Source organism: Streptomyces hypolithicus, assembly GCF_052934925.1.
Genome location: NZ_CM128811.1, coordinates 4,733,830 through 4,757,570 on the forward strand (window position 1 = coordinate 4,733,830; position 23,741 = coordinate 4,757,570).

The following is a 23,741-nucleotide window of genomic DNA, read 5'->3' on the forward strand; positions in this document are numbered from 1 at the left end:
CCCAGGTGCTGAGCGGCTGGGGGGCGGGCCGTACATCTCCCTGTCCGGCCCGCCCCCCTGTCGCCCCTTTTCAGGGAGAGAGCCGCGGAAACTCTGGCCTCCGGCTTCCAGTCGGGACGCGATCGGCCGCCGCCCCCTCGGTGAGCTGACCCAGCAGCTCGCCGACGATGGCTGTCCCCCGCAGAGTCAGGACCGACTCCGGGTGGAACTGCATGCCCGCGAAGCCAGGGCCGCGCAACGCGTGCACTTCGTCCGTTGCCGGGTCGCGGCTGATCCGAACACCGTGCGCGGCCAGTTCCGCTGCCTCCCGCGCGTCGCAGCGTGCCGCGAAGCTGTTGTAGAAACCGACGGTCTCAGGGCGCCCGAAGAGATCGATCCGCGTCTGCGCCCCCTGGTGAGGAACCTGCTTGCGTACGGTCGCCAGGCCCAGCTCCGCCGCCAGCAGCTCATGCCCGAGACAGACCCCGAGCAGCCCATGCCGGTGCCCGCGCAGCAGCTCCGCTGCGAGCCCGCGCAGGAACCGCATCTTCGCGTCGCCCGCGTCCGCCGGGTCGCCTGGCCCGGGGCCCAGGACCACTGGCCCCCGGTGCGTGAGTGCGGCTTCACGCAGCCCCGGCTCGTCGTAGCGCCGTACGGACACATCGAGCCCCGAGGAACGCAGCAGGTGGGCCAGCATCGCCGTGAAGGTGTCCTCGGCGTCGATCACCAGGGCGTGCCCGGTCAGCGTCGGCGTACGCTCCTGCATCCGCAGCCAGAACGGCGCCAGCGAGGCCCGCCGGGAGTCCAGCGCCTCGCGCACCCGCGGATCGTCCGCGAGGCGCGGTGGTACGCCGCTGGGGCCGGGCCCGCCGGGACGCACCCCCAGGGCCGCCAGGATCCCCGCCGCCTTGGCGTGCGTCTCGGCGACCTCGCCGTCCGGGTCCGAGTCGCGCACCAGCGTCGCACCCACCGGCACCCGCAGTCGGCCGTCCGCGCTGATGTCGGCGGTCCGGATGAGGATGGGGGAGTCCAGTGTGGCGCCGCCCTCGTCGCGCCCGATCAGGGCCAGGGCGCCCGCGTAGTAGGCGCGGCCACCGGGCTCGTACCGGGAGATGACCCGGCAGGCGTTCTGCACCGGCGATCCGGTGACGGTCGCCGCGAACATGGTCTCCTTGAGCACCTCGCGGACGTCGAGGGAGGAGCGGCCCCGCAACTCGTACTCGGTGTGCGCGAGATGGGACATCTCCTTGAGCCGCGGGCCGACGACGACCCCGCCCCTGTCCCCGACGGTGCACATCATCTTGAGCTCTTCGTCGACGACCATGGAGAGCTCCGCGGTCTCCTTCGCGTCGTCGAGGAAGTCCAGCAGTCCCTCGGTGCTCGGCCCGTCCGAGGGGTAGCGGTATGTGCCGCTGATCGGGTTCATGACGACCGTGCCGCCGCTCATCCGCACATGCACCTCGGGGCTCGCCCCGACCAGCGTGCGCTCCCCGTCGTGCACGACGAATGTCCAGTACGCTCCTCGCTCGCCGGCGAGCAGCCGCCCGAAGAGCGCCAGCGCGTCGGCGCGTGAGAACCCCGGCACAGCGCCCTCGAAGGTCCGGCGGATGACGAAGTTCGCACCCTCGCCGCGCCCGATCTCGTCCTCGATGACCCGCTGCACGATTGCGGCGTACTCCTCGTCCGTGACGTCGAAGGCCCCGCCCTCCACGCGCACCTCGTGGGCCGGCAGCTGCGTGAGGACGTCGTCGAGCGGCAGCGCGTACGACTCGGCGGCGACCAGCACGCTCAGGGGCGTCCCGTCGTCGCGTACGTCGAACCCGCGCTCCCTGATCTGCCGGAACGGCACCAGCGCGAGCACGGGCACGCCGTCGGCGCCGGCCGGGATGTCGGCCAGCCGCGCGGCCCGGTGCACGTCGCCGATCAGCAGTTCGACGGTGTCGTGGTCATGGCCGGGGGTCCGCCTGCGCAGGAGGGCGAAGGGGCGGGTGTCGTCCAGCAGCTCGCTGATGAGCATGGGCGGTGTTCCTTCCGAGTGGGTCCGGCCGAGTGGGTCCGGGTGGAGAGGAACAGCCCCTGGAAACACCAAAGGCCGCCCCTCGGGCGGCCTTCGCGATTCCGTGTTGCGCGCGATGTCAGTGGGCCGCTGGATGAGCGGTCCACCACCAGGTCTGAGTCGTCTGCGCGAACATGCTCCGCACCCTAGCGGAACCGGGCACCGGCGTCATGCGTGTCTCAGCGTCGCATCAGCGTGTCGAGCGCCGCGTCGAGATAGGAGCCGAGTTCGTCACCCCGGGGGAGCGTGCCAGGGGCGGCGTGTCCCAGCTGCGTGTGGCCCAGGTAGACGCTGTAGGCGAGCAGTCCCCGGTGGCGCGCCTGCGGCTCGGGGAAGCCGAGATCCGCGAAGAGCTTGGCCAGATAGTCGACGCGGCGCTCGGTCACGCGCCGCAGTGTCGCGGCGACCTGCGGGTGCGCCGCGGTGGCGAGCAGCGAGACCTCCAGGGGGTCGGCGATGGCCGACGTGGTGGCCTCGGTGAAGAGCCGGCGGATCCGGGATGCGGGGTCGGGCTCGGTGTCGATCTCGGTGATGGCCGCTTCGGTTTCGGTCTCGGCCCAGCGGGCGAGCGCGGCCTCGATGAGGGCCTCCCGGTTGGTGAAGTGCCAGTAGAAGCTGCCCTTGGTGGTGCCGAGCCGGGCGGCGAGCGGTTCCACCGCGACGGCCGCGAGCCCGCCCTCGCCGATCGCGGTGAGGGCCGCGTCCGCCCAGTCCTGCGCGCTCAGCCGGGCCTTTCCTGCCTTTCCGTTCTGCCGTTGTGCCATGACCGTACGGTACCGTATGGTGGACCATACGCAAGCGTATGGAGGTGTGTGCGGTGACCGCAGTACGGAATGTCCACGAACGCACGGTCGAGGCTTCCGCGGAGGTGGTCGGGGCCCTGCTCGACCGGCTCTCCGCCGAGGACGACCCGGTCTTCCCGACCCCGGCCTGGGATCCGATGCGCTTCGACCGCCCGCTCGGCGTGGGCGCGGTCGGAGGGCACGGCCCGGTCCGCTACAGCGTCTCGGCGTACGAACCGGGCCGCCGCGTCCGCTTCGCCTTCGCGCCGCCCGACAACGGCTTCCACGAGATGACGGTGGAACCGCTCGGCCCCGAGCGCTGCCTGGTCCGGCATGTGCTGGAGCAGGACCAGCGCGGTGCCGCCCGGCTCCAGTGGCTGCTCGCTGTCCGTGCGGCGCACGGAACGGTCATCGAGGAGGTCTTCGACAACTTCGAGCGGGCCGCGACCGGCGGGGTCGCGCACCCGGTGCGCTGGTCGCCGTGGGTGCGGCTGCTCCACCGGCTGTCCTGGGCCAGGGCCGCCGCGGTCGAGATCCCGCCGCAGGCCCGGCTGATCCGCGACGCGATCGACCGGCCCGCCTACCGGGACGCGTACCGGATGGAGCTGCTGCCCGGCATGCCACGCGACCCGGAGGCCTGGACGGGGATCCTGCGTGACTCCTTCCCCGTGGTGGCCCGCGGGGGCGGTGAGCTGCTGATGAACGTCGACACAGCGGGCCTGCGGGCCCGGGCGTCGATCCTGGTCGACGAGCGGTACGTCACACTCAGCACTGTCGCGAAGGCCGCCGGTCTGCGCGGCCGCGTCTACTGGGGCGTCGTACGCCGGGTGCACCCGTTCATGGCGCGGGCTATGCTGCGCCGCACACACTGGGCGCTGGCGCTGGCCGCGCCGAGCGCGGGGGAGCGCGCCACACCCGTCTCACCTGGTGAGCCTGAGCATGGACAGCCGGGCTGACCCCGTACTGTTGTGAAGGTGACCGTGAACGCTAAGACCACCCCCGAGGGTGGCAACACCTGGCGAGATCTTCCCGCGGCGCAGCAGCCTGAGTACCCCGATGCCGAGGCTCTGCGTGATGTGATCGCGGACCTCGAGTCGTATCCGCCCCTCGTCTTCGCGGGCGAATGCGACCAGCTGCGTGCCCGACTGGGAGCCGTCGCCAAGGGCGAGGCGTTCCTGCTGCAGGGCGGCGACTGCGCCGAGGCCTTCGATGCCGTGTCGGCCGACCAGATCCGAAACAAGCTCAAGACCCTGCTCCAGATGGGCGCGGTGCTGACGTACGCCGCCTCCGTGCCCGTGGTGAAGGTGGGCCGGATTGCCGGCCAATACTCCAAGCCGCGCTCCAAGTCGACCGAGACCCGCGACGGCATCACCCTGCCGACCTACCGCGGCGACTCCGTCAACGGCTTCGAGTTCACCGAGAAGGCCCGGATCCCGGACCCCGAGCGGTTGAAGCGGATGTACCACGCGTCTTCCTCGACGCTGAACCTCGTGCGCGCCTTCACCACCGGCGGCTACGCGGACCTGCGCCAGGTGCACGCCTGGAATCAGGACTTCGTGAAGTCCTCGCCGTCCGGTCAGCGTTACGAACAGCTCGCCCGCGAGATCGACAACGCGCTGAACTTCATGAAAGCGGCTGGAACCGACCCCGCGGAGTTCCGCACGGTCGAGTTCTACGCCTCGCACGAGGCGCTGCTGATGGACTACGAGTCCGCCCTGACCAGGATCGACTCGCGTACGGGCCACCTGTACGACGTATCGGGCCACATGGTCTGGATCGGTGAGCGCACCCGCCAGCTCGACGGCGCACACATCGAGTTCGCCTCGAAGATCCGTAACCCCATCGGTGTGAAGCTCGGCCCGACGACCACGGTCGACGAGGCGCTGGCCTATGTCGACAAGCTCGACCCGGACCGCGAGCCCGGCAGGCTCACCTTCGTCGTCCGCATGGGCGCCGACAAGGTCCGCGACAAGCTGCCCGAGCTGGTCGAGAAGGTCACCGCTTCCGGCGCGGCCGTGGCGTGGGTGAGCGACCCGATGCACGGCAACACCTTCGAGGCCGCGTCCGGCCACAAGACGCGCCGTTTCGACGACGTGCTCGACGAGGTCAAGGGCTTCTTCGAGGTGCACAAGGCCCTGGGTACGCACCCGGGCGGCATCCACGTCGAGCTGACCGGCGACGACGTCACGGAGTGCGTGGGCGGCGGCCACGAGATCTTCGTCGACGACCTGCACCAGCGCTACGAGACGGCCTGCGACCCGCGCCTCAACCGCAGCCAGTCGCTTGACCTGGCCTTCTTGGTCGCTGAGATGTACCGGGACCAGTAGCCGGTGGCGGGTAGCCCCCAGGGCTGAACCGGGTGTGGGGCGCGGATCGAATGTGATCCGCGCCCCACAGTCGTATCCGGGGCTTTTCCGTGCGAGGGGCGGCAGGTAAGGTTAGGTTGACCTTACCGATTAGTCGTCCCCTTCGGCCCCGTCAGGAGGTGCACCGCGTGTTCGTCTGCTCTTGCTTCGGCATTACGGATCAGCAGATCAAGGATCACGCCGCCGCCGGTGCCTGCACCCCGCGTCAGATAGCGTCGGTCAGCAAGGCGGGGACGGACTGCGGCTCCTGCGTACGTACGATCCAGGGGCTGCTCGGCCGCGGCGCTTGTCCGCGCCGGGTGCTGATCGAACAGGGCCAGGCGCCGCTCACCGGCGCGACGCTCACCCCGCCAGCTCTCCCCGTGACAGCTCTGCCCGAAGCGGCCTGAGCGAGTCAGGCCTCGCTCGGCTGCTCGATCAGCGAGGCGATGTAGAGCGGCTCACCGAGTTTCTCGACCAGCTCCAGCTGGGTGTCGAGATAGTCGATGTGGTGCTCCTCGTCCTTGAGGATGTCCTCGAAGATGTTCGCCGACGTGATGTCGCCCTTGGCCCGCATGACCTCGATGCCCCGCCTGAGGCGGTCGATCGCCTCGACTTCGACCTGCCGGTCGGCCTGGAACATCTCGGTGACGGTCTGCCCCACCCGCACGTGGAAGAGCCGCTGGTAGTTCGGCAGGCCGTCCAGGAAGAGGATCCGGTCGGTCAGTACCTCCGCGTGCCTCATCTCGTCGAAGGACTCGGCCCGGGTGTACTTCGCGAGCTTCGTCCAGCCGAAATTGTCCTGCATCTTGGCGTGCAGGAAGTACTGGTTGATGGCAGTCAGCTCGGCGGTCAGCTGCTCGTTGAGGAATTCGATGACCTCGGGGTCGCCCTGCATCGCAGAGGCTCCTTCCAGGCGTGGAACTGGGCAGGTTTCGCGCATCCTCGCACCGTGGGCCAGGGGCGTCCAGTAAGTACAGGCTTATCAGGAGTTGCCCCGAATCGGGGCAGACCTGGTCATGACCACCCCTTGCAGTCTGTCACCATGGAGGCATGGGTCAGCCGGAAAGCCGGGAACGTCACGAAACAGATCACCCCCAGCTTCCTCCGGGACAGCGGCTGCAGCGTGGCTGGCCCGTCACCCACTACGGTCCCGTACCCAAGTTCAAGCCGGACCGCTGGGAGTTCAGGGTCTTCGGTGCCACAGCGGACGCTGGCAAGCACTGCTGGAACCACGAGGAGTTCTCGGCGCTGCCGTTCGCCACGGTCGAGGCCGATCTGCACTGCGTGACGAAATTCAGCATGCTCGGGGCCGAATGGGGTGGCGTCCTCGCACGTACCCTCATCGAACTCGCGCCACCCGCGCCGAGCGTCACCCATGTCATGGTCTGGGCGGAGTACGGCTTCAGTGCCAATCTGCGGATCGCCGACTTCACCGGCGACCGGACGGTTTTCGCCACCCACAAGGGCGGTGAGCTGCTCACCGCCGAGCACGGCTTCCCGCTGCGGCTGGTCGTGCCGCATCTGTACGCCTGGAAGGGGCCCAAGTGGGTCCGGGGCGTCGAGTACATGACGGCGGACCGCCGCGGCTTCTGGGAGGAGCGCGGCTACCACAACGTCGGCGACCCCTGGCGCGAGCAGCGGTACTCGTACCAGGAGGAACCCGGCGACGGCCCCGAGCTCTAGGAGGGTGCTGAAGACCTTGGCCGGGCTCCCGGCGGATCTTCAGCACCCACTAGCTCGTCGTACCGGCCCAGTTCCGCAGTTCCTTCAGCCGGGCCACGTCCGCGGCGTGGCCCTCCTTGCCGCCCGGCGTCTCGATCGTCAGCGGGACGCCCTCGGTCGCCGGGTGCGTGAACAGTTCGCGGAACGGCTCCTCGCCGATGTGGCCCGCGCCGATGTTCTCGTGCCGGTCCTTGTGCGCGCCGGCCACGTCCTTGGAGTCGTTGGCGTGGATGAGTTTCAGCCGCCCCTCGCCCACCGTGTCCACCAGCAGGTCCAGCGTCTGCTTCATCCCGCCGGGACCCGCGAGATCGTGCCCCGCCGCGTAGATGTGGCAGGTGTCGAGGCAGACCCCGAGCTTCGGGTGCGCGTCGAGCGCCTCGAAGTACGGGCCGAAGTCCCACGTCCGCGAGCACAGGGACGACCCCTGCCCCGCCGTCGATTCGAGCAGCAGGAACGGGTCGTCGTCGTGCGTCAGCTCGTCCAGGAGTGGCAGCAGGTGCGTGCGTACCTGCGCGAGCGCCTCGGAGCGCGGACGGCCACCGGTCGCCGAACCCGTGTGCACCACGACCCCCTGAGCGCCGATCTCGCGGCCGCGGCGCAGCGAATGGCGCAGCGACTCCACGGACCTCTCCACCGTCGCCTCGGTGTGGGAGCCGAAATTGATCAGGTACGGGGCGTGGACGTACGCCGGTATCCGTTCGGCGGCGCAGGCCGCGCGGAACTGCTCGTCCTGCGACGGGTTTCCGGCGGGTGTCGCCCAGCCGCGGGGGTTGGCGACAAAGACCTGCACGGCTTCGGCGTCCATCTCGCGGGCGTAGGCCAGCCCCTTGGCGGCGAGGCCGCCGGTCACGGGCACATGGCCGCCGACGGGGTTGCGGGCCGGGATGGGCGCGATACGCGCTGTGCTCTGCACGGCCTACAGCCCCTTGGTCCGGATGGTGATCGTGCTGCCTTCGGAGGCCTCTTCGCCCGCCTCCACGGACTGGCGTGCGATCTCGTCGCCGAAGGAGAGGAAGGGGCGGTCCACCTCGACCTGGAAGCCGGCCTCCCGCAGGGTCTTCTTCGCTTCGTCGACGCTGTCGCCGACCACATCGGGCACGGCGATCATGCGCGGGCCCTTGGAGACGGTGAGTGTGACGGTGTCGCCCTCGGCGAGTCGCGCGCCGGCCGCGGTGGACTGCCTGGCGACGGAGCCCGCGTCCTGCCGCGAGGTGATCCGCCCGGGCCTGACCTGCACCGTGAGCCCGGCGTCCTCCAGCTCCGCCCTGGCGTCCGCCACGCTCTCGCCGGTCACGTCGGGCACCTCGACGGGGGAGCCCTTGCTGACGACGAGAGCGACGGCCGAGTCCGGGTTCTGTCCGGTGCCGGGGCGCGGGTCCGTACTGAGGACGGACCCCTTCGGCACGTCCTCGCTGAACGCTTCGGTGACGACACCTGGCGCCAGGCCGGCCTTCTTCAACTCGCTCCTGGCCTTCGCGAGTGGCGTACCCCCGAGGTCGGGGACCTTCACGATCTCCGGGCCGCGCGAGACGACCAGGGTGACGGAACCGTTGTCGCGGATGCGCGCGCGGGACTCTGGGTCGCTGTCCATGACGGTGCCGCGATCGAAGCTCTCGCTGTACTCGCGCTGCACCGTCCGCACCTCCAGCCCGGCGGAGGACAGCCGCCCGGTGGCCTCCCGCTCCGTCTGGCCGAGGAGGGAGGGGACGCGGGTGAACTGGCCGGCGTTGATGTACCAGACTCCGGCGCCGACCCCGAGGACGAGCAGCACGGCGGTCACGAGCGCGAGGGCGCCCCGCCGGCCGGGCTGCCTGAGCTGCCCGAACTGCCTGCGTGCGAGGCCCTGCCCGGCCGGTGCGGGCCGTGGCGGTGCTTGCGGGGGCATCTGGAGCCGGCTGGTGCGGTTGAGCGGCTCGGCGCCGTCGCCCCGGCCGCCGTGCGCTTCGGCCGCCATGGGTGTGCTGGTCGCGACCGCCCGCGCGATGACGCTCGTACGGTCCTGGGCGCCGTCGTGCTTCTGGGCGCGGGCCTGTGGCGGCAGCGCGTCGAGCTGGTCGTCGCTGAGCGCCGCGCGCGCCTGGCGGGTCTGTGCGAGGAGTGATACGGCGTCGTAAGGACGGAACTCGGGGTCGCGGGCGGTGGCGCCCGCGACCAGCTCGTCCAGCTCCACGGCCAGCCCTGGCACGGCCGCCGACGGCGCGGGCACGTCCTCGTGCAGGTGCTGGTAGAGCACCTGGGCCGGGGTGCCGCCGGAGTGCGGCTTGGCGCCGGTCAGCATCTCGTACAGCACGACGCCGCAGGCGTAGACGTCGGCGCGAGTGTCGGCCGCGCCGTGCTCTATCTGCTCGGGCGCGAGGTAGGAGACGGTGCCGAGGATGGACCCCGTGGTGCTGGTGACGGTGTCGACGGCCCGTACGAGACCGAAGTCGGCGACCTTGACCCGGCCGTCGTCGCCGATCAGGACGTTCTCCGGCTTCATGTCCCGGTGCACGAAGCCGGCGCGGTGCGCGGCCCCGAGAGCGGCCAGCACGGGCTCCAGGATGTCGAGGGCCGCGCGGACCTGGAGGGCGCCGCGCTCCCGCAGCACGTCGCGCAGGGTGCACCCGGCGACGTACTCCATCGCCAGATAGACGTACGCCCCGTCCGTGCCCTGGTCGAAGACGCCGACCACATTGGGGTGCGCGAGGCGGGCCACCGACTTCGCCTCCCGGATGAACCGGTCCACGAAGGAGGCGTCGGCCGCGAGAGTGGGGTGCATCACCTTGAGGGCGAGCACCCGGTCGAGGCGGGTGTCGACGGCCCGGTAGACCGTGGCCATGCCGCCCACGGCGATGCGGGCATCGACGCGGTAGCGGCCGTCGAGCACGTGCCCGACGAGCGGGTCCTGAAGGGTCGTATCCACGCAGGCGAGTCTACGAGCCCCCGCGGACACGTTTCGCAGGCCGCACTGTGAAGGTCCGCGGCGGGGCCCCGGCTCCGGCCGGTCAGAACGCCGGGCGCTCCGGGTCCAGCACCGCCCGGCCCGCAGCGGGCGACGACGCTTCGGCGAAGTGGCGCCGAGGAATCCGCCCCGCCCGAAACGCCAGCCGCCCCGCCTCCACCCCCCGCCGCATCGCCTCCGCCATCAGCACCGGCTCCTGTGCCCGCGTCACCGCCGAAGCCAGCATCACCGCCGCGCATCCCAGCTCCATCGCGAGCGCGGCGTCCGACGCGGTGCCCGCACCCGCGTCGAGAATGACCGGCACCCGCGCGTGCTCGGTGATCAGCTGGAAGTTGTGCGGATTACGGATGCCGAGCCCGGACCCGATCGGTGAGCCCAGCGGCATGATCGCGGCGCACCCGACGTCCTCCAGCTTCCGGGCGAGCACCGGATCGTCGTTCGTGTACGGCAGGACGGTGAAGCCGTCGTCCACCAGGGTCTCCGCCGCGTCCAGCAGCTCGATCGGATCGGGCAGCAGCGTCCGCTCGTCGGCGACGACCTCCAGCTTCACCCAGTGCGTACCCAGTGCCTCCCGCGCCAGCCGGGCCGTCAGTACGGCCTCGCCCGCTGTGAAACACCCTGCTGTGTTCGGCAGTACGCGGATACCGAGCTTCTCCAGAACGGAAAGTACCGTTCCCTGGACCGTCGGATCGAGCCGCCGCATGGCAACGGTCGTCAGCTCGGTCCCGGACGCGACGAGTGAGCGTTCCAGGGTGTCAAGGCTGGGCGCACCGCCCGTTCCCATGATCAGACGCGAAGAGAACGTGGTGTCGCCGATGCTGAGTACGTCGTCGGCCATGGTTCAGCCTCCCTGGACTGCGGTGAGCACTTCGATGCGGTCGCCGTCGCCGAGCGCGGTGGCGTCCCACTGCCCGCGCGGAACGACGGTTTCGTTGAGGGCGGCGGCCACCCCTGAGGAGGCGGGGGTCAGTGTCCGGACGAGCGCGGCCAGCGTCGTACCGTCGGCGACCTCGCGGGTCTCGCCGTTCACGCAAATGGTCATACCGGCTGCTCCTGAGGTGGTACGGGCACGGTGGTGGCCACCGGGGCGGTGGCGGGGCCGGGGGCGGCGGCGAAGCGTAGCGGGGTGAACGGGCGCACCGCGTCCGGCAGCTCCCCGCCGGCCAGGACCGCCGCCATGGCGTCGCCTGTGACCGGGGTGAGCAGCACACCGTTTCGGTAGTGCCCGGTGGCCAGGTGCAGCCCCGGCAGCGTGGTCGGCCCCAGCATCGGGGCGTTGTCGGGGGAGCCGGGCCGAAGCCCCGCGCGGGTCTCCGTGAGCGGGAGTTCGGTGATGCCGGGCACCAGCTCGTGCGCGTCGCGCAGCAGCTCGTACACGCCGCCCGCCGTGACCGTGGTGTCCCAGCCGAGCTCCTCGCTGGTCGCGCCGACGACCAGCTCGCCGTTCTCACGCGGGACGAGATAGACGTGGCTCCCGCGAACGACCGCGCGCACGGTCCTGCTCAGGAACGGCGCGTACGCCCGAGGCACAGCGAGCCGCAGCACCTGACCCTTGACGGGGCGTACCGGCGGCAGTACCTCCTCCGGTACGCCCGCGAGCCGCCCGCTGAGACTGCCGGCCGCCAGGACCACCTGTCCGGCGGACAGCTGCGTGCCGTTCGCGAGTACGGCGCCGGCCGCCTTCCCGCGTACGACCGAAAGCCGGTCCGCCCACGTGCGGTGCAGGGCCACCCCGGCGCGTTCGCACGCCGTCACCAGCGCCGAGGCCAGCCGCCTCGGGTCCACCTGATGGTCACCGTCCACCCGCAGGCCCCCGCGCACGCCCGGCGCGAGCATCGGCTCCAGGCGGCGGCATTCGCGCCCCGTGAGCCACTCGGACTCAAGTCCCGAGCGGCTCTGCAGGGCGTGGAGTTCGCGCAGGTGCGCGCGGTCGTCGGTGTCGAGCGCGATGGCGAGCGTCCCGCAGGAGCGGTAGCCGACGTCCTGCCCCGTCGCCGCCTCCAGCTCCGTGACGAACGCCGGATAGCGCGCGGCGGACGCGAGGTTGAGGCCGAGCAGGGTCTGCTCGCCGTAGTGGAGTTCGGTGACGGCTGCGAGCATGCCCGCCGCGACCTGCGCCGCCCCGCCGCCGGGCTCCGGATCGGCGACGGCGACGCTCAGTCCGCGCTGGGCGGCCCGCCAGGCGGTGACGAGACCGATGATGCCGCCCCCGACGACGAGAACGTCCGAGGAGTTGTGTGCGTGCATGGGCGTCCAGCCCCTCCCTTCGCCGCATGACCCGGATCAGGTTCGTCGGTCGGAGGCCGCCCAGCCTCCCTCTCAGCCCGGTGCGTCCGGGCTCCCGCGAGTACGGTGGCCACCCTAACGCCCGGCCCCGACGCGCTGTAAGGGAGCAATCGCTGTGGCCCGTTCGCTCGACGGTCTCGTCCTGTCACCGGTCGCCGACCAGGCGCCCGGCCAGGTGGGTTCGCAGACCCGGTTCACCTACCACGAGCAGGGCGGCCGGATCTGGGCCGACTACGCGGGCGGCGATGTCGAACGCGGCCACCTCGTCGGCACCCGAGAGGGCGACGCGCTGGACTTCCGCTACGTACAGCTGCGGCACGACGGCACGACCGCGTCGGGCCACTGCGTGTCCACCGTCGTGGACCTGCCGGACGGGCGGGTGCGTCTGGAGGAGACGTGGGAGTGGGAGTCGCGGGAGGGCGGCGGGACGAGCGTCGTAGAACAGCTGCCCCCGTCCGCCGGGCAGCGAGCCCCTCTGGCTCTTGGATCTAGAGTGACCGGGTGAGCGAGCAGACGTGGAGTCGGACGGATAGCCAGGCACACGGGAGCACGCCGGGGCGGGCCGGGCGGCGTGTCGTCGTCGTCGGTGCCGGAATGGCCGGCGTGCAGACCGCGGTGGCCCTGCGCGAGCAGGGCTGGACCGGACCCGTGACGCTGATCGGCGCCGAGCCGCACCAGCCGTACGACCGGCCGCCGCTTTCCAAGGCGGTGCTGCTCGGCAGCGCCGAGGGTTCGGCGTTCGACGTCGACTTCGAAGCCCTGGACATCACCGTGCGCTTGGGGCTCGAAGTGACCCGCGTACGCCCCGAGGCGCACGAGATCGACACGGCATCGGGCCCCGTCCCGTACGACGTCCTGGTTCTCGCCACCGGGGCGCTGCCCCTGACACTGCCCGGTAGTGAGGGCGTACCCGGCGTACACCTGCTGCGCACGCTCGACGACGCGGCGCGGCTGCGGCCGGTCCTCGCAGCACAGCACGACATCGTGGTCGTGGGGGCGGGCTGGATCGGCGCGGAGTTCGCCACGGCCGCCCGCCAGGCGGGCTGCGCGGTCACCGTCGTCGAAGCCGCGGACCGGCCGCTCGCGGGTACCATGCCCGCCGAGGTCGCCGCCCCCATGGCGGCCTGGTACGCCGAGAGCGGCGCCGAACTGCTCACCGGAGCCCGCGTCGCCGCGATCGAGCCGGGCACCGTCGTCCTGGCCGACGGCCGGCGGCTCGCGGCCGGGGCGGTGGTCGTCGGCATCGGCGCCCGCCCGGCGACTGCGTGGCTGGGCGGCTCCGGCATCGCCCTCGGACCGGACGGCTCCGTCACCGCGGACGCCCGCCTGCGCGCGTCGGTGCCCGACGTGTATGCCGTCGGGGACTGCGCTTCCTTCCCCTCGGCGCGTTACGGCGAACGGCTGCTCGTCCACCACTGGGACAACGCGCTCCAGGGCCCCCGCACGGTCGTGGCGGACATCCTGGGCGAGGCGCCGCAGGATTACGACCCCGTCCCGTACTTCTGGTCCGAGCAGTTCGGCCGCTTCGTGCAGTACGCGGGACACCACGCGTCCGCCGACACCACGCTCTGGCGCGGCGACCCGGACGGCGACGCCTGGTCGGTGTGCTGGCTGCGCGAGGGGGCGCTGGTCGCGCTGCTCGCCGTGGGCCGGCCGCGCGACCTCGCCCAGGGGCGCCGGCTCATCGTCTCGGGCGTGGCCCTCGACGCGGCGCGGGCCGCCGATCCCTCCGTACCGCTCAAGTCGGCGACTCGCTAACGGCCTGGTGCGCGATAGCCGGCGTCGCGGGGCCCGTCCCCTATCTCGCACCAGGCCGTAAGACCGGCCGGCCGGTCCAGGTCTGTCCTCGGCCCCTGGGACACGCCGCTTGGCACCCGCTCGGCAGGCCCCGACTACCGACTGTCAGTCCCAGGTGGCACGCTTGTCCTCGTGACCGAGATTGACGCAAAGATCGATGCTCTCGTCCCCGCCTGGCTCAACCTCCCCGACATCGCCGAAAGGTTCGATGTCGAGGTGACGCGCGTGAGGCAGCTGGTCAAGGAAGGCCAGCTGATCGCCGTGCGCCGGGGAGAGAACCGGGTGCTTCAGGTGCCTGCCGCCTTCATTGACGGCGACAAGGTGGTCAAGGGTCTCGCCGGGACCCTGACTCTCCTGAGGGACGACGGCTTCACCGACGAAGAGATGCTTGAGTGGCTCTTCACCTCCGACCCGACCCTGCCCGGCACCCCCGCGCAGGCTTTGAGTGAGAATCGCGGCACGGAGGTGAAGCGGCGTGCCCAGGCGCTCGCCGTCTGATCACTGACGACACAAACCGCGCAGCGGTGCACGGCGCCTTTCCTGGTCCGTGCACCGCCCACCCACGGGGGGGATTTCACCATGCCCATGCCCACCATGCCCGTGCCCACCGAGCCCGCCACGGCCCACTCCACGGCCCAGCACACGGCCCGTGAGCGGCTGGCCGACGCCCGGCTCTACCTTTGCACGGACGCCCGGAAGCGCCAGGGCGACCTGCCGCAGTTCCTGGACGCCGTTCTGTCCAGTGGTGTGGACATCGTGCAGCTGCGCGACAAGGGCATGGAGGCGGCCGAGGAGCTGGAGCACCTCCAGGTCTTCGCCGACGCCTGCCGCAGGCACGGCAAGCTCCTCGCCGTGAACGACCGGGCCGATGTGGCGCATTCCATCGGAGCGGGCGTACTGCACCTGGGCCAGGGCGACCTGCCCGTGCCCGCCGCGCGGGCGATACTCGGCGCCGATGTGCTCATCGGGCGCTCCACGCACGGCGAGCGGGAAGTGGACGCAGCCGCCGCGGAACCCGGCGTGGACTACTTCTGCACCGGCCCCTGCTGGCCCACCCCCACCAAGCCCGGCCGGTACGCCCCCGGCCTCCGCCTCGTCGAGTACGCCGCCGCGCTGCGCCAGAGCCGGCCGTGGTTCGCCATCGGCGGCATCGGCGCGGGCAACCTCGGCCAGGTGCTGGACGCCGGTGCCCGCCGGGTCGTCGTCGTCCGGGCCATCACGGAGGCCGAAGACCCGGCGTCCGCCACGGCGGAGCTCGCGAAGCGGGTGCGGGCGCGCGGCGGACAGGCGTACGCCGGATAACTGTCCGATGGGTGGACAACAAAGCGACAATACGAACATTTTGCCTCGCCCGGTTGGGTGACCGTCGCCCCCTGGATAACCTGCCGGTATGGCCCTTGGCACAGCTTCGACCAGGACGGATCACGCTCGTACCGTGCGTGATCTGCTGGCGACCGGCAAAACCTCGTACTCGTTCGAGTTCTTCGCGCCCCGGACCGAGAAGGGCCAGCGGAACCTCTGGAACGCGCTGCGCCGGGTCGAGGCGGTTGCCCCCAGCTTCGTCTCCGTGACCTACGGGGCCGGCGGCTCCACCCGCGCCGGGACGGTCGGAGCGACTCAGCAGATCGCGGCCGACTCCACGCTCACCCCGGTCGCGCACCTCACGGCGGTCGACCACTCCGTCGCCCAGCTGCGCAACATGGTCGGGCAGTACGCCGACGCGGGGATCAGGAACATCCTGGCCGTGCGCGGTGATCCGCCCGGCGACCCGATGGGCGAGTGGGTCGAGCACCCCGAGGGCGTGCGGTACGCCGCCGAGCTCGTCCGGCTCATCAAGGAGGCAGGCGACTTCTGCGTGGGCGTCGCTGCCTTCCCTGAGATGCACCCGCGCTCGGCCGACTGGGACACCGACATCCGGCACTTCGTCGACAAGTGCCGCGCGGGCGCCGACTACGCGATCACCCAGATGTTCTTCGACCCGGAGAACTACCTGCGGATGCGCGACCGGGTGCAGGCAGCGGGCTGTGAGACGCCGATCATCCCCGAGGTGATGCCGGTCACGAGCGTCAAGCAGCTGGAGCGATTCCCGCAGCTCAGCAACGCCGCGCTGCCGCCCGAGCTGAAAGACAGGATCCTCGCAGTCAAGGACGATCCGGCGGCTGTACGCTCCATTGGCATCGAGTGCGCCACGGAGTTCTGCGCGAGGCTGCTCTCCGAGGGGGTCCCCGGATTGCACTTCATCACGCTCAACAACTCGACGGCGACGCTCGAAATCTACGAGAATCTCGGACTGCACGAGCAGTCGTGACCGGCCGTACCCGTCACCTTGCCGGGCTACGGCCGCAGGAGAGGGGCGGGCATGGGCTGGGCGGTCCTCTACATCGCGTTCGGAGCGGTCGCACTGTGGCTGCTCGGTGAGGTGCTGCTGCAGTACAAGGCGCGGCTGCGCTGGCGGCTGCTGGCCTTCACCGGCTTCATGGGTGTGGTCCTCGGCGTGCTGCTGCCCTCCGTGGTCGTGATCGCGGGCGGCGCGGTCGCCTTCGCGATCGGGCAGACGTACGTCACGCTGTCGTTCCGCCGCGGTTTCTCCACGGGCTGGGCGATAGGCGGCAAGCCGGGCGAGAGCCGCCGCCGCAAGCGCGGTGCCCCGGCCCCGGAACAGGAGCCGACCCTGGAGGTCTCGGACCTCCAGTACGAGCAGGCCGCTCCCGACGAGCCGGTCTACGCCCCGCAGCCGCTGCCCGAGGAGACCGGACAGTACGGCGTGTACGACGCGGCGGCGTACGCTGCCGCGCAGCAGCAGCCCGAGAGCGATGTCTTCGGGGGCTACGTCGGCTACGACACCTACCCCGGCCACCACCAGCCCAGCCAGGACATGTACACCCCGCAGGACGCCTACGCCTCTCAGGACACCTACGCCTCTCAGGACACCTACGCCGACCAGTACGACTACCCGCCCGACCAGCAGCAGTACGCCGCGTACTCCGACCCGTACATCGGCACTCAGCAGTACGACGGCCAGGGGTATGACGGTCAGCAGTACGACGGCCAAGGGCACGGTCACCAGCAGTACGGCGCTGAGACGCCGTCCGGCGGCGTGTGGGTCCCACCGCAGCGCGACGGCGAGCAGCCGTACGACGCCGAGCAGCCGCCCCACGAGCCGTACCAGCCCACCGGCTACGACACCACCGGCCACAACGAGCAGTACCGCTACTGACCGGCCTGGGGCCCGCGTCCCGAGGCCCGCAGCAGCGCTACTGCGAGCCGCGGAACCCCTCGCCCTCGACCACGAGCCCCGCGACGAGCGCCCCCGACATCCCGGCATGGGCGAGCCCGCCGCCGGGGTGCGCCCACCCGCCGGCCAGCAGCAGGCCGGGCAGCCGCGAACTGTTGGCCGGATGCAGGTGACGGCCCCCGGCCCCGGCGAGCGCCGGCGCGGGCACCGCGCCGCCGGTGGCCCCCGTCGCTGCGGCCGTGTCGGCCGGCGTACGTATCTCCCGCCACAGCAGGCGCTCGCGCAGGTCGGGCACGGCCCGTAGCGCCGCCTCGACCAGTGCGTCGGCGTACGCCTCGGACCGCGCCCCGTCCGTCCAGTCGGCGGGGCCCTGCGGCGCCACGGTGGCGGTGAGCGTCACCGCCTCGCGGTCTTCGTCCGGCCGCGTCAGTGCGTCGTCCGGCCGCAGCACTGTCACCGTGGGCCGCTCGGCGGGCACACCGCCGAAGACCGCCGACGCCTCCGCGCCGGCGTCGGGGGAGTGAACCACCGTCCGGTGCGCGACGCCGTCGGGGCGGCCGCCCCGCAGCGCCAGGAAGAGCGTGAACCGGCCTGGCGGCACCGGACCCGGCGTGACGTCCTGGGCCGCCCAGGTCGCGCGGTCGGGGGCCAGAATTTCCAGGGTGCGCGGATCCGCACCGAGGACCACCGAGTCGGCGTCGACGGCCGTGCCGTCGGCCAGCTCAACGCCCGACGCCCGGCCGCCCTTCTCCATGATCGCGACGACCTCGGAGCCGAACGTGAACTCCACCCTGCGGGCCAGGCACCGCTCGTACACCGCCCGCGCCAGCTCCCGCATCCCGCCGCGCACATACCAACTGCCGAAGGTCTGCTCCATGTACGGCAGGACGGCCGCCGCCGCCGGCGCGCTGCGCGGATCGAGCCCATACGCGAGCGCGTAACTGTCCAGCAGAGCGGCCAGGGCGGGGTGCTTCAGCTCCCAGGCGCCGATCTCGCCGATCGTGGCCGCCTCCCGGACGCCACGCAGCATCCGGCGCCGACGCACCGAGGGATACGGGTCGCGGCCGAGCACCTGCCAGTCGGGGCGCAGCGGCTCCTCCAGGAGCGGACGCCGGGTCCGGTCCCACGCCTCGCGGGCCCGGGTCAGGAACTCGCCCCAGCGCTCTCCGGCCCCGGAACCCAGTGCCGCGTCCAGGGCGGAGACGACACCGGCGCGCGAGGCGTTGGGCAGTGAGACGTCGGGGCCTTCGGCGAAGAGGTGCCGGCTCGCCGGGTCCACCGGGGCCAGGTCGACGCACTGCTCCAGCGACTGCTTACCCGTCTTGGCGAACAGGTCCCGATACACGGCGGGCAGGTGCAGCAGGCCCGGCCCCGTATCGAAGACGAAGCCTTCCCGTGCGTACCTGCCGAGTGCGCCACCGTAGGTCGCCGCCCGCTCGTACACCGCCACGCGGTGGCCCGCGACGGCCAGCCGGGCGGCGGACGCCATCGCGCCCATCCCGGAGCCGATCACCACAATCCGTGCCATGGCAGGGACTGTAGCGGCCACCACTGACAGTTCAGCCGGGAGGCCGGGGCCCGGGACGCGCCCCCGCCGCCATGCGTCTCTCCTCGCGCCGCTGCGCTCTGCGCCGCAGGAACCGGCGGATCCTGGATGCGAGAAAGACCAGTATCACGAGCCCCAGAACGAGGAGCGTCGCGGCGATGACGGCGGCGGCGACCGGGTGGAACATCGCGAACGTGATGACGGCCCCGACGCCCAGGTCCTCCGCCGTGCTCAAGGCGACGTTGCTGAACGGTTCCGGCGAAGTGTTGACCGCCATCCGCGTTCCGGCCTTCACCACATGGCTCATCAGGGCTGTCGTGCCGCCCACCGCACCCGCCGCCAGGTCCGGCAGCGAGCCGCTCTGGCCGGCCAGCAGAGCGCCGACGACCGCTCCCGAGACCGGTCTGACGACGGTGTGGACCGAGTCCCAGACGGAGTCGACGTACGGGACCTTGTCCGCAACCGCCTCGCATACGAACAGCACCCCGGCGACGACCAGGACATCAGTGCGCTGAAGCGACTCGGGCACTTCGTCGGTGAGCCCGGTCGCGCCGAAGACGCCGAGCAGGAGGACCACCGCATAGGCGTTGATCCCGCTGGCCCAGCCGCTGGTGAAGACCAGGGGGAGTACAGACACGGACGCGATCGTATCCGTCGCCCACCGGGCCGACTGGGGTTGAGCGCCCAGCCCTGAGTATCCGTACCTAGTGTCCGAGATGAGTAGTTGCGCGGATGGGCTCCCACCTGCGCAGACGGAAGAGTGTGGAGCACGGAAGGGGCGCAGCGCCGGTACCGCCGACACGGGGCGGCGGAGCGGCGCGGCTCCCCTGACGCAACGGGGGTGCACGGGGGAACGGGGGCCACGGGGGCACCACAGCGCCGGTCCGGCGAGGCTCGGGGGGATCGAGCTTTGCCGGACCGGCGCTTGTTGCCGCCCCGCGGCGAAGACGTGAGGGGGCCGCCGGACAAGGCCCTAGCTTGAGATTTAACCTCGCCGCTCGAACACGACCGCAAGTCGGCTTCACGGAACCAACATGCGCACCGTTTGTCCCGACTTGCTTAGATTTCCGACTGTGCTGCGGGGCCTGCTCGTGCGGCAGGAAGGGCTGGTCGGAGCTGTTCGAATCCGGAGGTTAAATCTCAAGCTAGGGGGTGTCTGACAATTCCCCGCGGCGTCGCGGCGTCCGGCACGCACGCTCGCAGCGTTACCGAAAAGCCCTAGTAGCTCCGCTACGAGGACTGTCCGGTGCCTTGCGATCGCACGCACCGGACGCCGCTCCTTGACCCACGGGGAATTGTCAGACACCCCCTAGCAGCCGCCGACCCGCCCGTGCAGCAGCCGCGACAGCGCGGAGTGCACGTCGTCGATCGACCGCTCCCGCTGGAACGCCTGCCAGTCGAGCGCCGCCACCAGCACCATCCCGACCAGCGCGGCCGCCGTCAGCGGAATGTCGATCTCCTTGCTCAGCTCGCCGTTGTCGACTCCCTCGCGCAGCACGGTCTCCACGACAGCGACCGCCTCCTGGCGTACCACCAGCAGCGTCGACTGCCAGGCCCTGTTGGTGCGCCACAGTTCGGCGACGTACAGCTGGGTGAAGGCCGGGTAGCGGTCGATGAAGCCCAGGCCGGCCCTGATCATCGCGTCCAGGGCCTCCACCTTGGTGCCGTCCCGCTCGGCTGTCTCGTCGGCGGCGGCCTGCAGGGAGGCGGTGAGCAGCCCGACGCCGTGGCGCAACAGCTCCTCGAAAAGCTCGGCCTTGCTCTTGAAGTTGTAATAGACCGTGCCTTTGGCGACCCCGGCGCGTTCGGCGATCTCGTCCACCGTCGTCGAGGAGAAGCCCTGTTCCGCGATCAGGGTGACGGCCGCCTCGTAGAGCTTCTGCCGGGTGACCTCGCGGCGTGTTCTGCTTTCCATGGGCACGATTCTCACAGGCTGAGCTCCGGGTGCAGCCGGTCGAGAGTCCACACCTGCTTGCGCCGGGCGGAGAGGGCGGTCAGCGCCAGCGCCCCCGCCGTGAAGGCGAGAAGTACCGCGCTGCCCGTCCAGACCGGCTCCAGGCCGCCGCCGGTGATGAGACGGCGAAGTCCCTCGACGACGTACGTCATCGGCAGGAAGGGGTGGATGGCGTTGAAGAAGCCAGGACTGGTCTGTACGGGGTACGTGCCGCCTGCCGAGGTCAGCTGGAGCATCAGCACGGCCAGCACCAGGATGCGTCCCGCCGCCCCGAACCGGGCGTTGAGCCACTGCACGATCGCCGCGAAGCAGCCCGTCACCAGGATCAGGAATCCGATCGTCCCCGCGGCGCGCTCCATCTGGAGCCCGGGTCCCCAGTGCAGTACGGACATGAGTGCGGCCACCTGCAGCACTCCGACGGCCGCCACCGGCAGCCAGCCCGCGAGGGCGATCCGCCAGGCCGACGCCCCGGCCGCCAGAGCGCGCCGATTGAGCGGCTGGATCAGCATGTACGCGACCATCGCGCCGACCCACAGGGACAGCGGGATGAAGTACGGGGCGAATCCGGTGCCGTAATTCGGCGCCTGGTGCATCGACTTCGACGCCAGCTGGACCGGGTCGGCCATCACCTCGGTGCGCTCGTCGCGGTTCTGCTTGTCGTAGTCGGGGATTTTGCCGACGCCCTTGTTCAGCCCGGTGGCGAGCTTATCGGAGCCGTCGGCGAGCTTGACGAGGCCACCGTTCAACTCACCGGCGCCGGACCTGAGCCGGCCCAGGCCGGTGTCGAGATCGGTGGCGCCGTCCCGCAGCCTGCCGATGCCGCTGTCGAGGCTGCCCGCGCCGGTCTTGGCGGAGGCCAGCCCGGTGTTGAGCTTGGCGGCGCCCTTGGCCACCTTGCCGGCGCCCGCGTTGAGCGCGTTGACCTGGGAGACAGCGGCGCTGAGGTCCTCGTCGAGGTGGGGGGCGCGCAGGGACAGCTTGCGCGCCTGTTCCTGGAGCGTGACCAGTTGCTTGTCCAGCCGCGTCAGATCCTCACGCTGGTCCTTGACGAGGCCGTTGACGTCCGCAGCGACCTCGGCCGAGTGTGCCGCGGCCTCGTCGGCCTTCTTCAGGACCGGGCAGGCGGGGTCCTGAACGGGCTGGTCCACACAGCGTGCTTCATAGGCGGTGTGCAATTGTGCGGCGGCCGCGCCGGACTCCTCAGCGGCCACGGGCGCCCCGTTCACGAGCTCGCGCAGACGCTCGCGAACGACCCGCGTGCCGTCCGAAACGAGCTTCGCCGTGGCCCCGACCGTCTTCCCGTCGTCCTTGAGGTACGGCCGCACGGATCCCGCGATGCCGTTGACCTTGTATGCGAGCTTCTGCGTTCCGTCCGCCACCTGCTGCGAGCCGCGCTTGAGTTCACCCGACCCGGTGTGCAGCTTCGTCACACCGGCGGACAGGTCGCCGCTGCCCTTCTTGGCGTTCTTCAGGCCGTCCACGAGGTTCTTCGAGCCCGTCTTGGCCTTGCTCAGGCCGCTCTTCAGGTCGCCCGAGCCCTTCTTGGCCTTTCCGATGCCGCCGTCGAGGTCGTCGGCGCCCTTGGCCGCCTTCTCGGTCTCGTCGTGGATGTCGGAGAAGGAGATGAAGATCTTGTCCAGGAACGAACGGGAAGCGTTCTTCGAGGCGGCGGTCCGCACCTCCGAAAAGACCGTTCGCGAGATCTGCCCGACGATGTAGTTGTTCGCGTCGTTGGTGCGCACCTGGAGGGCGCTCGTCTCGGGAGCGTCGCCGGAGCTGGAGGCGATCCGCTTGCTGAAGTCCGACGGCATGGTCAGCGACAGATAGTACGCCCCGTCCTCCACGCCCTCCCGGGCCTCGGCGGCGCTCACTTCGTGCCACTCGAAGACCTTGCTGTCGTGCAGCTTCCCGGTGATCTCGTCACCCGCGGCGATCTTCTTGCCCTGGGCGGTGGCGCCCTCGTCGTCGTTCACCAGGGCCACGGGTATGCGGTCGAGCCTGCCGTACGGGTCCCAGAACGACCACAGGTACAGCGCGCCGTACAGCAGCGGGAGCAGCAGCAGCGCGACGAGCGCGGCCCGCGGAAGCTTCCCCCTGCCGAACCGCTTCAGCTCAAGCGCGGCCAGCTTCGGCGAGCGCATCGTCCGCCCCCTCTTCCGTGGTGTCGGTGGTGTCGGTGGTGTCGGTGGTGCCGGCCCGTGCGTCGTCGTCGCGGTGATCCGCGATGGTCACCCGCAGCGCGTCGTCGGGTGCCTCGCTGCACACCGCGAGAACGGTTGTCCCCGCGTCGGCGAGGGAACGCAGCAGCGCCCAGGCCGAGGCTCGTTCGGGGGCCGCGAGCTTGAGATCCATGTCGTCGACGGCGAGCAGCCGCGGACGGCCTATCAGCGCGAGCCCGACGGACAGGCGCAGCGCCTCCAGCCGCTCCAGGTCCCGTACGGACGTACGTGCCCCCTTGGGCAGCGTCTCCAGGTCCAGGCCGGCCGCGTCGAGCGCGGCGTCGATCTTCGCCCGGCCCTCGGCGGCGCGCTCGGCGCGGGGCCGCAGCAGCGCGCGCAGCGAACCGTCGTAGCGTCGCTGCAGGAGGGCGCGTTCGCGCAGGTGCTCGGCGACCGTGAAGGCCGGGTCCAGCTCGTTGACGCCGGTGACCGGGCCGAGCGCGGAGATCCGGCGTACGTCGGCCATTTTCTTCGGCAGCCGCAGCCCGCCGACCTCCGCATGGCCCTCGGTGGCCCGCATGCGGCCGGTGAGAGCGAGCAGCAGACAGGTGCGGCCGGATCCCGAGGGACCCTCGACCGCGACGAGAGCGCCGGGCTCCGCCGCGATGTCCACGCCCCGGAACGTCCAGCCCCGCGGGCCCCTGAGCCCGAAGCCCTCGGCGGACAGGGCCACCCCTGTGCTGTGTTCCTCTTGTTCGCCGCGTTCGTCGTGCGGGCTGTCCACAAGCCCTCCCCATTTTTGAACTGACCAGTCAGTGCAAAAACTATCCCGAACCTGCTTACGAAGCAAAAGCCCAGGTCAGCGCAGATTGTCAGTGGTGCCCTTCACGATGGGTACATACGGCTACAGAGCCGTCACGCGACGACAGGAGGCTC

The 23,741-nt window shown here is 71.0% G+C and carries 24 protein-coding genes; 10 read left to right on the forward strand and 14 right to left on the reverse strand.

Features of this window, described 5'->3' with window-relative positions:
- Positions 1–70: 70 nt before the first annotated feature.
- The 3 genes from ACU6WZ_RS22335 to ACU6WZ_RS22345 all read right to left on the reverse strand — a co-directional run bounded on the left by ACU6WZ_RS22335 (position 71) and on the right by ACU6WZ_RS22345 (position 2,799).
- Complete coding sequence (locus ACU6WZ_RS22335; protein ID WP_447029931.1) at positions 71–1,996, reverse strand: anthranilate synthase family protein; 1,926 nt, start codon at positions 1,994–1,996, stop codon at positions 71–73.
- A 118-nt stretch (positions 1,997–2,114) separates the two neighbouring features.
- A complete protein-coding gene (locus tag ACU6WZ_RS22340; protein WP_447029932.1) occupies positions 2,115–2,207 on the reverse strand; it encodes a trp operon leader peptide in 93 nt (30 codons plus the stop codon).
- A gap of 7 nt (positions 2,208–2,214) precedes the next feature.
- The gene (locus tag ACU6WZ_RS22345) at positions 2,215–2,799 is read right to left on the reverse strand and encodes a TetR/AcrR family transcriptional regulator (protein WP_447029934.1); all 585 of its coding nucleotides are present in this window, start codon (positions 2,797–2,799) and stop codon (positions 2,215–2,217) included.
- Between the two features lie 53 nt (positions 2,800–2,852).
- Here ACU6WZ_RS22345 and ACU6WZ_RS22350 point away from each other — a divergent pair, with 53 nt between their 5' ends.
- From ACU6WZ_RS22350 to ACU6WZ_RS22360, 3 genes are all read left to right on the forward strand, one after another.
- Complete coding sequence (locus tag ACU6WZ_RS22350; protein WP_447029936.1) at positions 2,853–3,773, forward strand: DUF2867 domain-containing protein; 921 nt, start codon at positions 2,853–2,855, stop codon at positions 3,771–3,773.
- Between the two features lie 18 nt (positions 3,774–3,791).
- Complete coding sequence (locus ACU6WZ_RS22355; protein WP_447029937.1) at positions 3,792–5,144, forward strand: class II 3-deoxy-7-phosphoheptulonate synthase; 1,353 nt, start codon at positions 3,792–3,794, stop codon at positions 5,142–5,144.
- A 167-nt stretch (positions 5,145–5,311) separates the two neighbouring features.
- A complete protein-coding gene (locus ACU6WZ_RS22360; RefSeq protein ID WP_447029938.1) occupies positions 5,312–5,572 on the forward strand; it encodes a (2Fe-2S)-binding protein in 261 nt (86 codons plus the stop codon).
- A 5-nt stretch (positions 5,573–5,577) separates the two neighbouring features.
- Here ACU6WZ_RS22360 and bfr read toward each other — a convergent pair whose 3' ends face one another.
- Complete coding sequence (gene bfr, locus ACU6WZ_RS22365) at positions 5,578–6,060, reverse strand: bacterioferritin (protein WP_447029939.1); 483 nt, start codon at positions 6,058–6,060, stop codon at positions 5,578–5,580.
- A gap of 155 nt (positions 6,061–6,215) precedes the next feature.
- Here bfr and ACU6WZ_RS22370 point away from each other — a divergent pair, with 155 nt between their 5' ends.
- Positions 6,216–6,848, forward strand: coding sequence for a sulfite oxidase-like oxidoreductase (locus tag ACU6WZ_RS22370; RefSeq protein WP_447029940.1), 633 nt, complete (start codon positions 6,216–6,218; stop codon positions 6,846–6,848).
- 49 nt (positions 6,849–6,897) lie between these two features.
- Here the strand turns inward: ACU6WZ_RS22370 and ACU6WZ_RS22375 are convergent, their stop codons facing one another.
- The 5 genes from ACU6WZ_RS22375 to thiO all read right to left on the reverse strand — a co-directional run bounded on the left by ACU6WZ_RS22375 (position 6,898) and on the right by thiO (position 12,075).
- Positions 6,898–7,800 (reverse strand): deoxyribonuclease IV, encoded by a 903-nt coding sequence (locus tag ACU6WZ_RS22375; protein ID WP_447029942.1) that lies wholly within the window; start codon positions 7,798–7,800, stop codon positions 6,898–6,900.
- A gap of 3 nt (positions 7,801–7,803) precedes the next feature.
- A complete protein-coding gene (gene pknB / locus ACU6WZ_RS22380; protein WP_447029943.1) occupies positions 7,804–9,789 on the reverse strand; it encodes a Stk1 family PASTA domain-containing Ser/Thr kinase in 1,986 nt (661 codons plus the stop codon).
- An 82-nt stretch (positions 9,790–9,871) separates the two neighbouring features.
- Positions 9,872–10,666, reverse strand: coding sequence for a thiazole synthase (locus ACU6WZ_RS22385; RefSeq protein WP_447029944.1), 795 nt, complete (start codon positions 10,664–10,666; stop codon positions 9,872–9,874).
- A gap of 3 nt (positions 10,667–10,669) precedes the next feature.
- Entirely contained in the window at positions 10,670–10,870 is a 201-nt protein-coding gene (gene thiS / locus ACU6WZ_RS22390) for a sulfur carrier protein ThiS (protein ID WP_447029945.1), read from the reverse strand.
- Entirely contained in the window at positions 10,867–12,075 is a 1,209-nt protein-coding gene (thiO, locus tag ACU6WZ_RS22395; RefSeq protein ID WP_447029946.1) for a glycine oxidase ThiO, read from the reverse strand. The genes thiS and thiO overlap by 4 nt, the downstream gene beginning before the upstream one ends.
- A 154-nt stretch (positions 12,076–12,229) precedes the next feature.
- Between thiO and ACU6WZ_RS22400 the strand changes: the two genes are divergently transcribed.
- The 6 genes from ACU6WZ_RS22400 to ACU6WZ_RS22425 all read left to right on the forward strand — a co-directional run bounded on the left by ACU6WZ_RS22400 (position 12,230) and on the right by ACU6WZ_RS22425 (position 17,128).
- Positions 12,230–12,619, forward strand: a complete 390-nt coding sequence (locus ACU6WZ_RS22400) for an avidin-fold protein (RefSeq protein WP_447029947.1) — start codon at positions 12,230–12,232, stop codon at positions 12,617–12,619.
- Positions 12,616–13,872 (forward strand): NAD(P)/FAD-dependent oxidoreductase, encoded by a 1,257-nt coding sequence (locus ACU6WZ_RS22405; protein ID WP_447029948.1) that lies wholly within the window; start codon positions 12,616–12,618, stop codon positions 13,870–13,872. The genes ACU6WZ_RS22400 and ACU6WZ_RS22405 overlap by 4 nt, the downstream gene beginning before the upstream one ends.
- 171 nt (positions 13,873–14,043) lie before the next feature.
- Positions 14,044–14,409: an Rv2175c family DNA-binding protein gene (locus tag ACU6WZ_RS22410; protein ID WP_447029949.1), complete on the forward strand. Its 366-nt coding sequence runs from the start codon at positions 14,044–14,046 to the stop codon at positions 14,407–14,409.
- 96 nt (positions 14,410–14,505) lie between these two features.
- On the forward strand, positions 14,506–15,213 hold the full coding sequence (gene thiE / locus ACU6WZ_RS22415; RefSeq protein ID WP_447034186.1) for a thiamine phosphate synthase: 708 nt from the start codon (positions 14,506–14,508) through the stop codon (positions 15,211–15,213).
- An 88-nt stretch (positions 15,214–15,301) separates the two neighbouring features.
- Complete coding sequence (gene metF, locus ACU6WZ_RS22420; protein WP_447029950.1) at positions 15,302–16,219, forward strand: methylenetetrahydrofolate reductase [NAD(P)H]; 918 nt, start codon at positions 15,302–15,304, stop codon at positions 16,217–16,219.
- 51 nt (positions 16,220–16,270) lie between these two features.
- Entirely contained in the window at positions 16,271–17,128 is an 858-nt protein-coding gene (locus ACU6WZ_RS22425) for a hypothetical protein (RefSeq protein ID WP_447029951.1), read from the forward strand.
- Between the two features lie 37 nt (positions 17,129–17,165).
- On the opposite strand, the gene ACU6WZ_RS22430 is transcribed toward ACU6WZ_RS22425, so the two are convergent.
- From ACU6WZ_RS22430 to ACU6WZ_RS22450, 5 genes are all read right to left on the reverse strand, one after another.
- On the reverse strand, positions 17,166–18,674 hold the full coding sequence (locus ACU6WZ_RS22430) for a phytoene desaturase family protein (RefSeq protein WP_447029952.1): 1,509 nt from the start codon (positions 18,672–18,674) through the stop codon (positions 17,166–17,168).
- A 31-nt stretch (positions 18,675–18,705) separates the two neighbouring features.
- Positions 18,706–19,329, reverse strand: coding sequence for a DUF4126 domain-containing protein (locus ACU6WZ_RS22435; protein WP_447029954.1), 624 nt, complete (start codon positions 19,327–19,329; stop codon positions 18,706–18,708).
- 672 nt (positions 19,330–20,001) lie between these two features.
- Positions 20,002–20,607 (reverse strand): TetR/AcrR family transcriptional regulator, encoded by a 606-nt coding sequence (locus tag ACU6WZ_RS22440; protein WP_447029955.1) that lies wholly within the window; start codon positions 20,605–20,607, stop codon positions 20,002–20,004.
- Between the two features lie 11 nt (positions 20,608–20,618).
- Positions 20,619–22,787 carry a YhgE/Pip family protein gene (locus ACU6WZ_RS22445; RefSeq protein WP_447029957.1) on the reverse strand — a complete coding sequence of 723 codons (2,169 nt, stop codon included), beginning with the start codon at positions 22,785–22,787 and terminating at the stop codon, positions 20,619–20,621.
- Entirely contained in the window at positions 22,759–23,589 is an 831-nt protein-coding gene (locus ACU6WZ_RS22450) for an ATP-binding cassette domain-containing protein (protein WP_447029958.1), read from the reverse strand. Before ACU6WZ_RS22450 ends, ACU6WZ_RS22445 begins: the two co-directional genes overlap by 29 nt.
- Positions 23,590–23,741 lie beyond the last annotated feature (152 nt).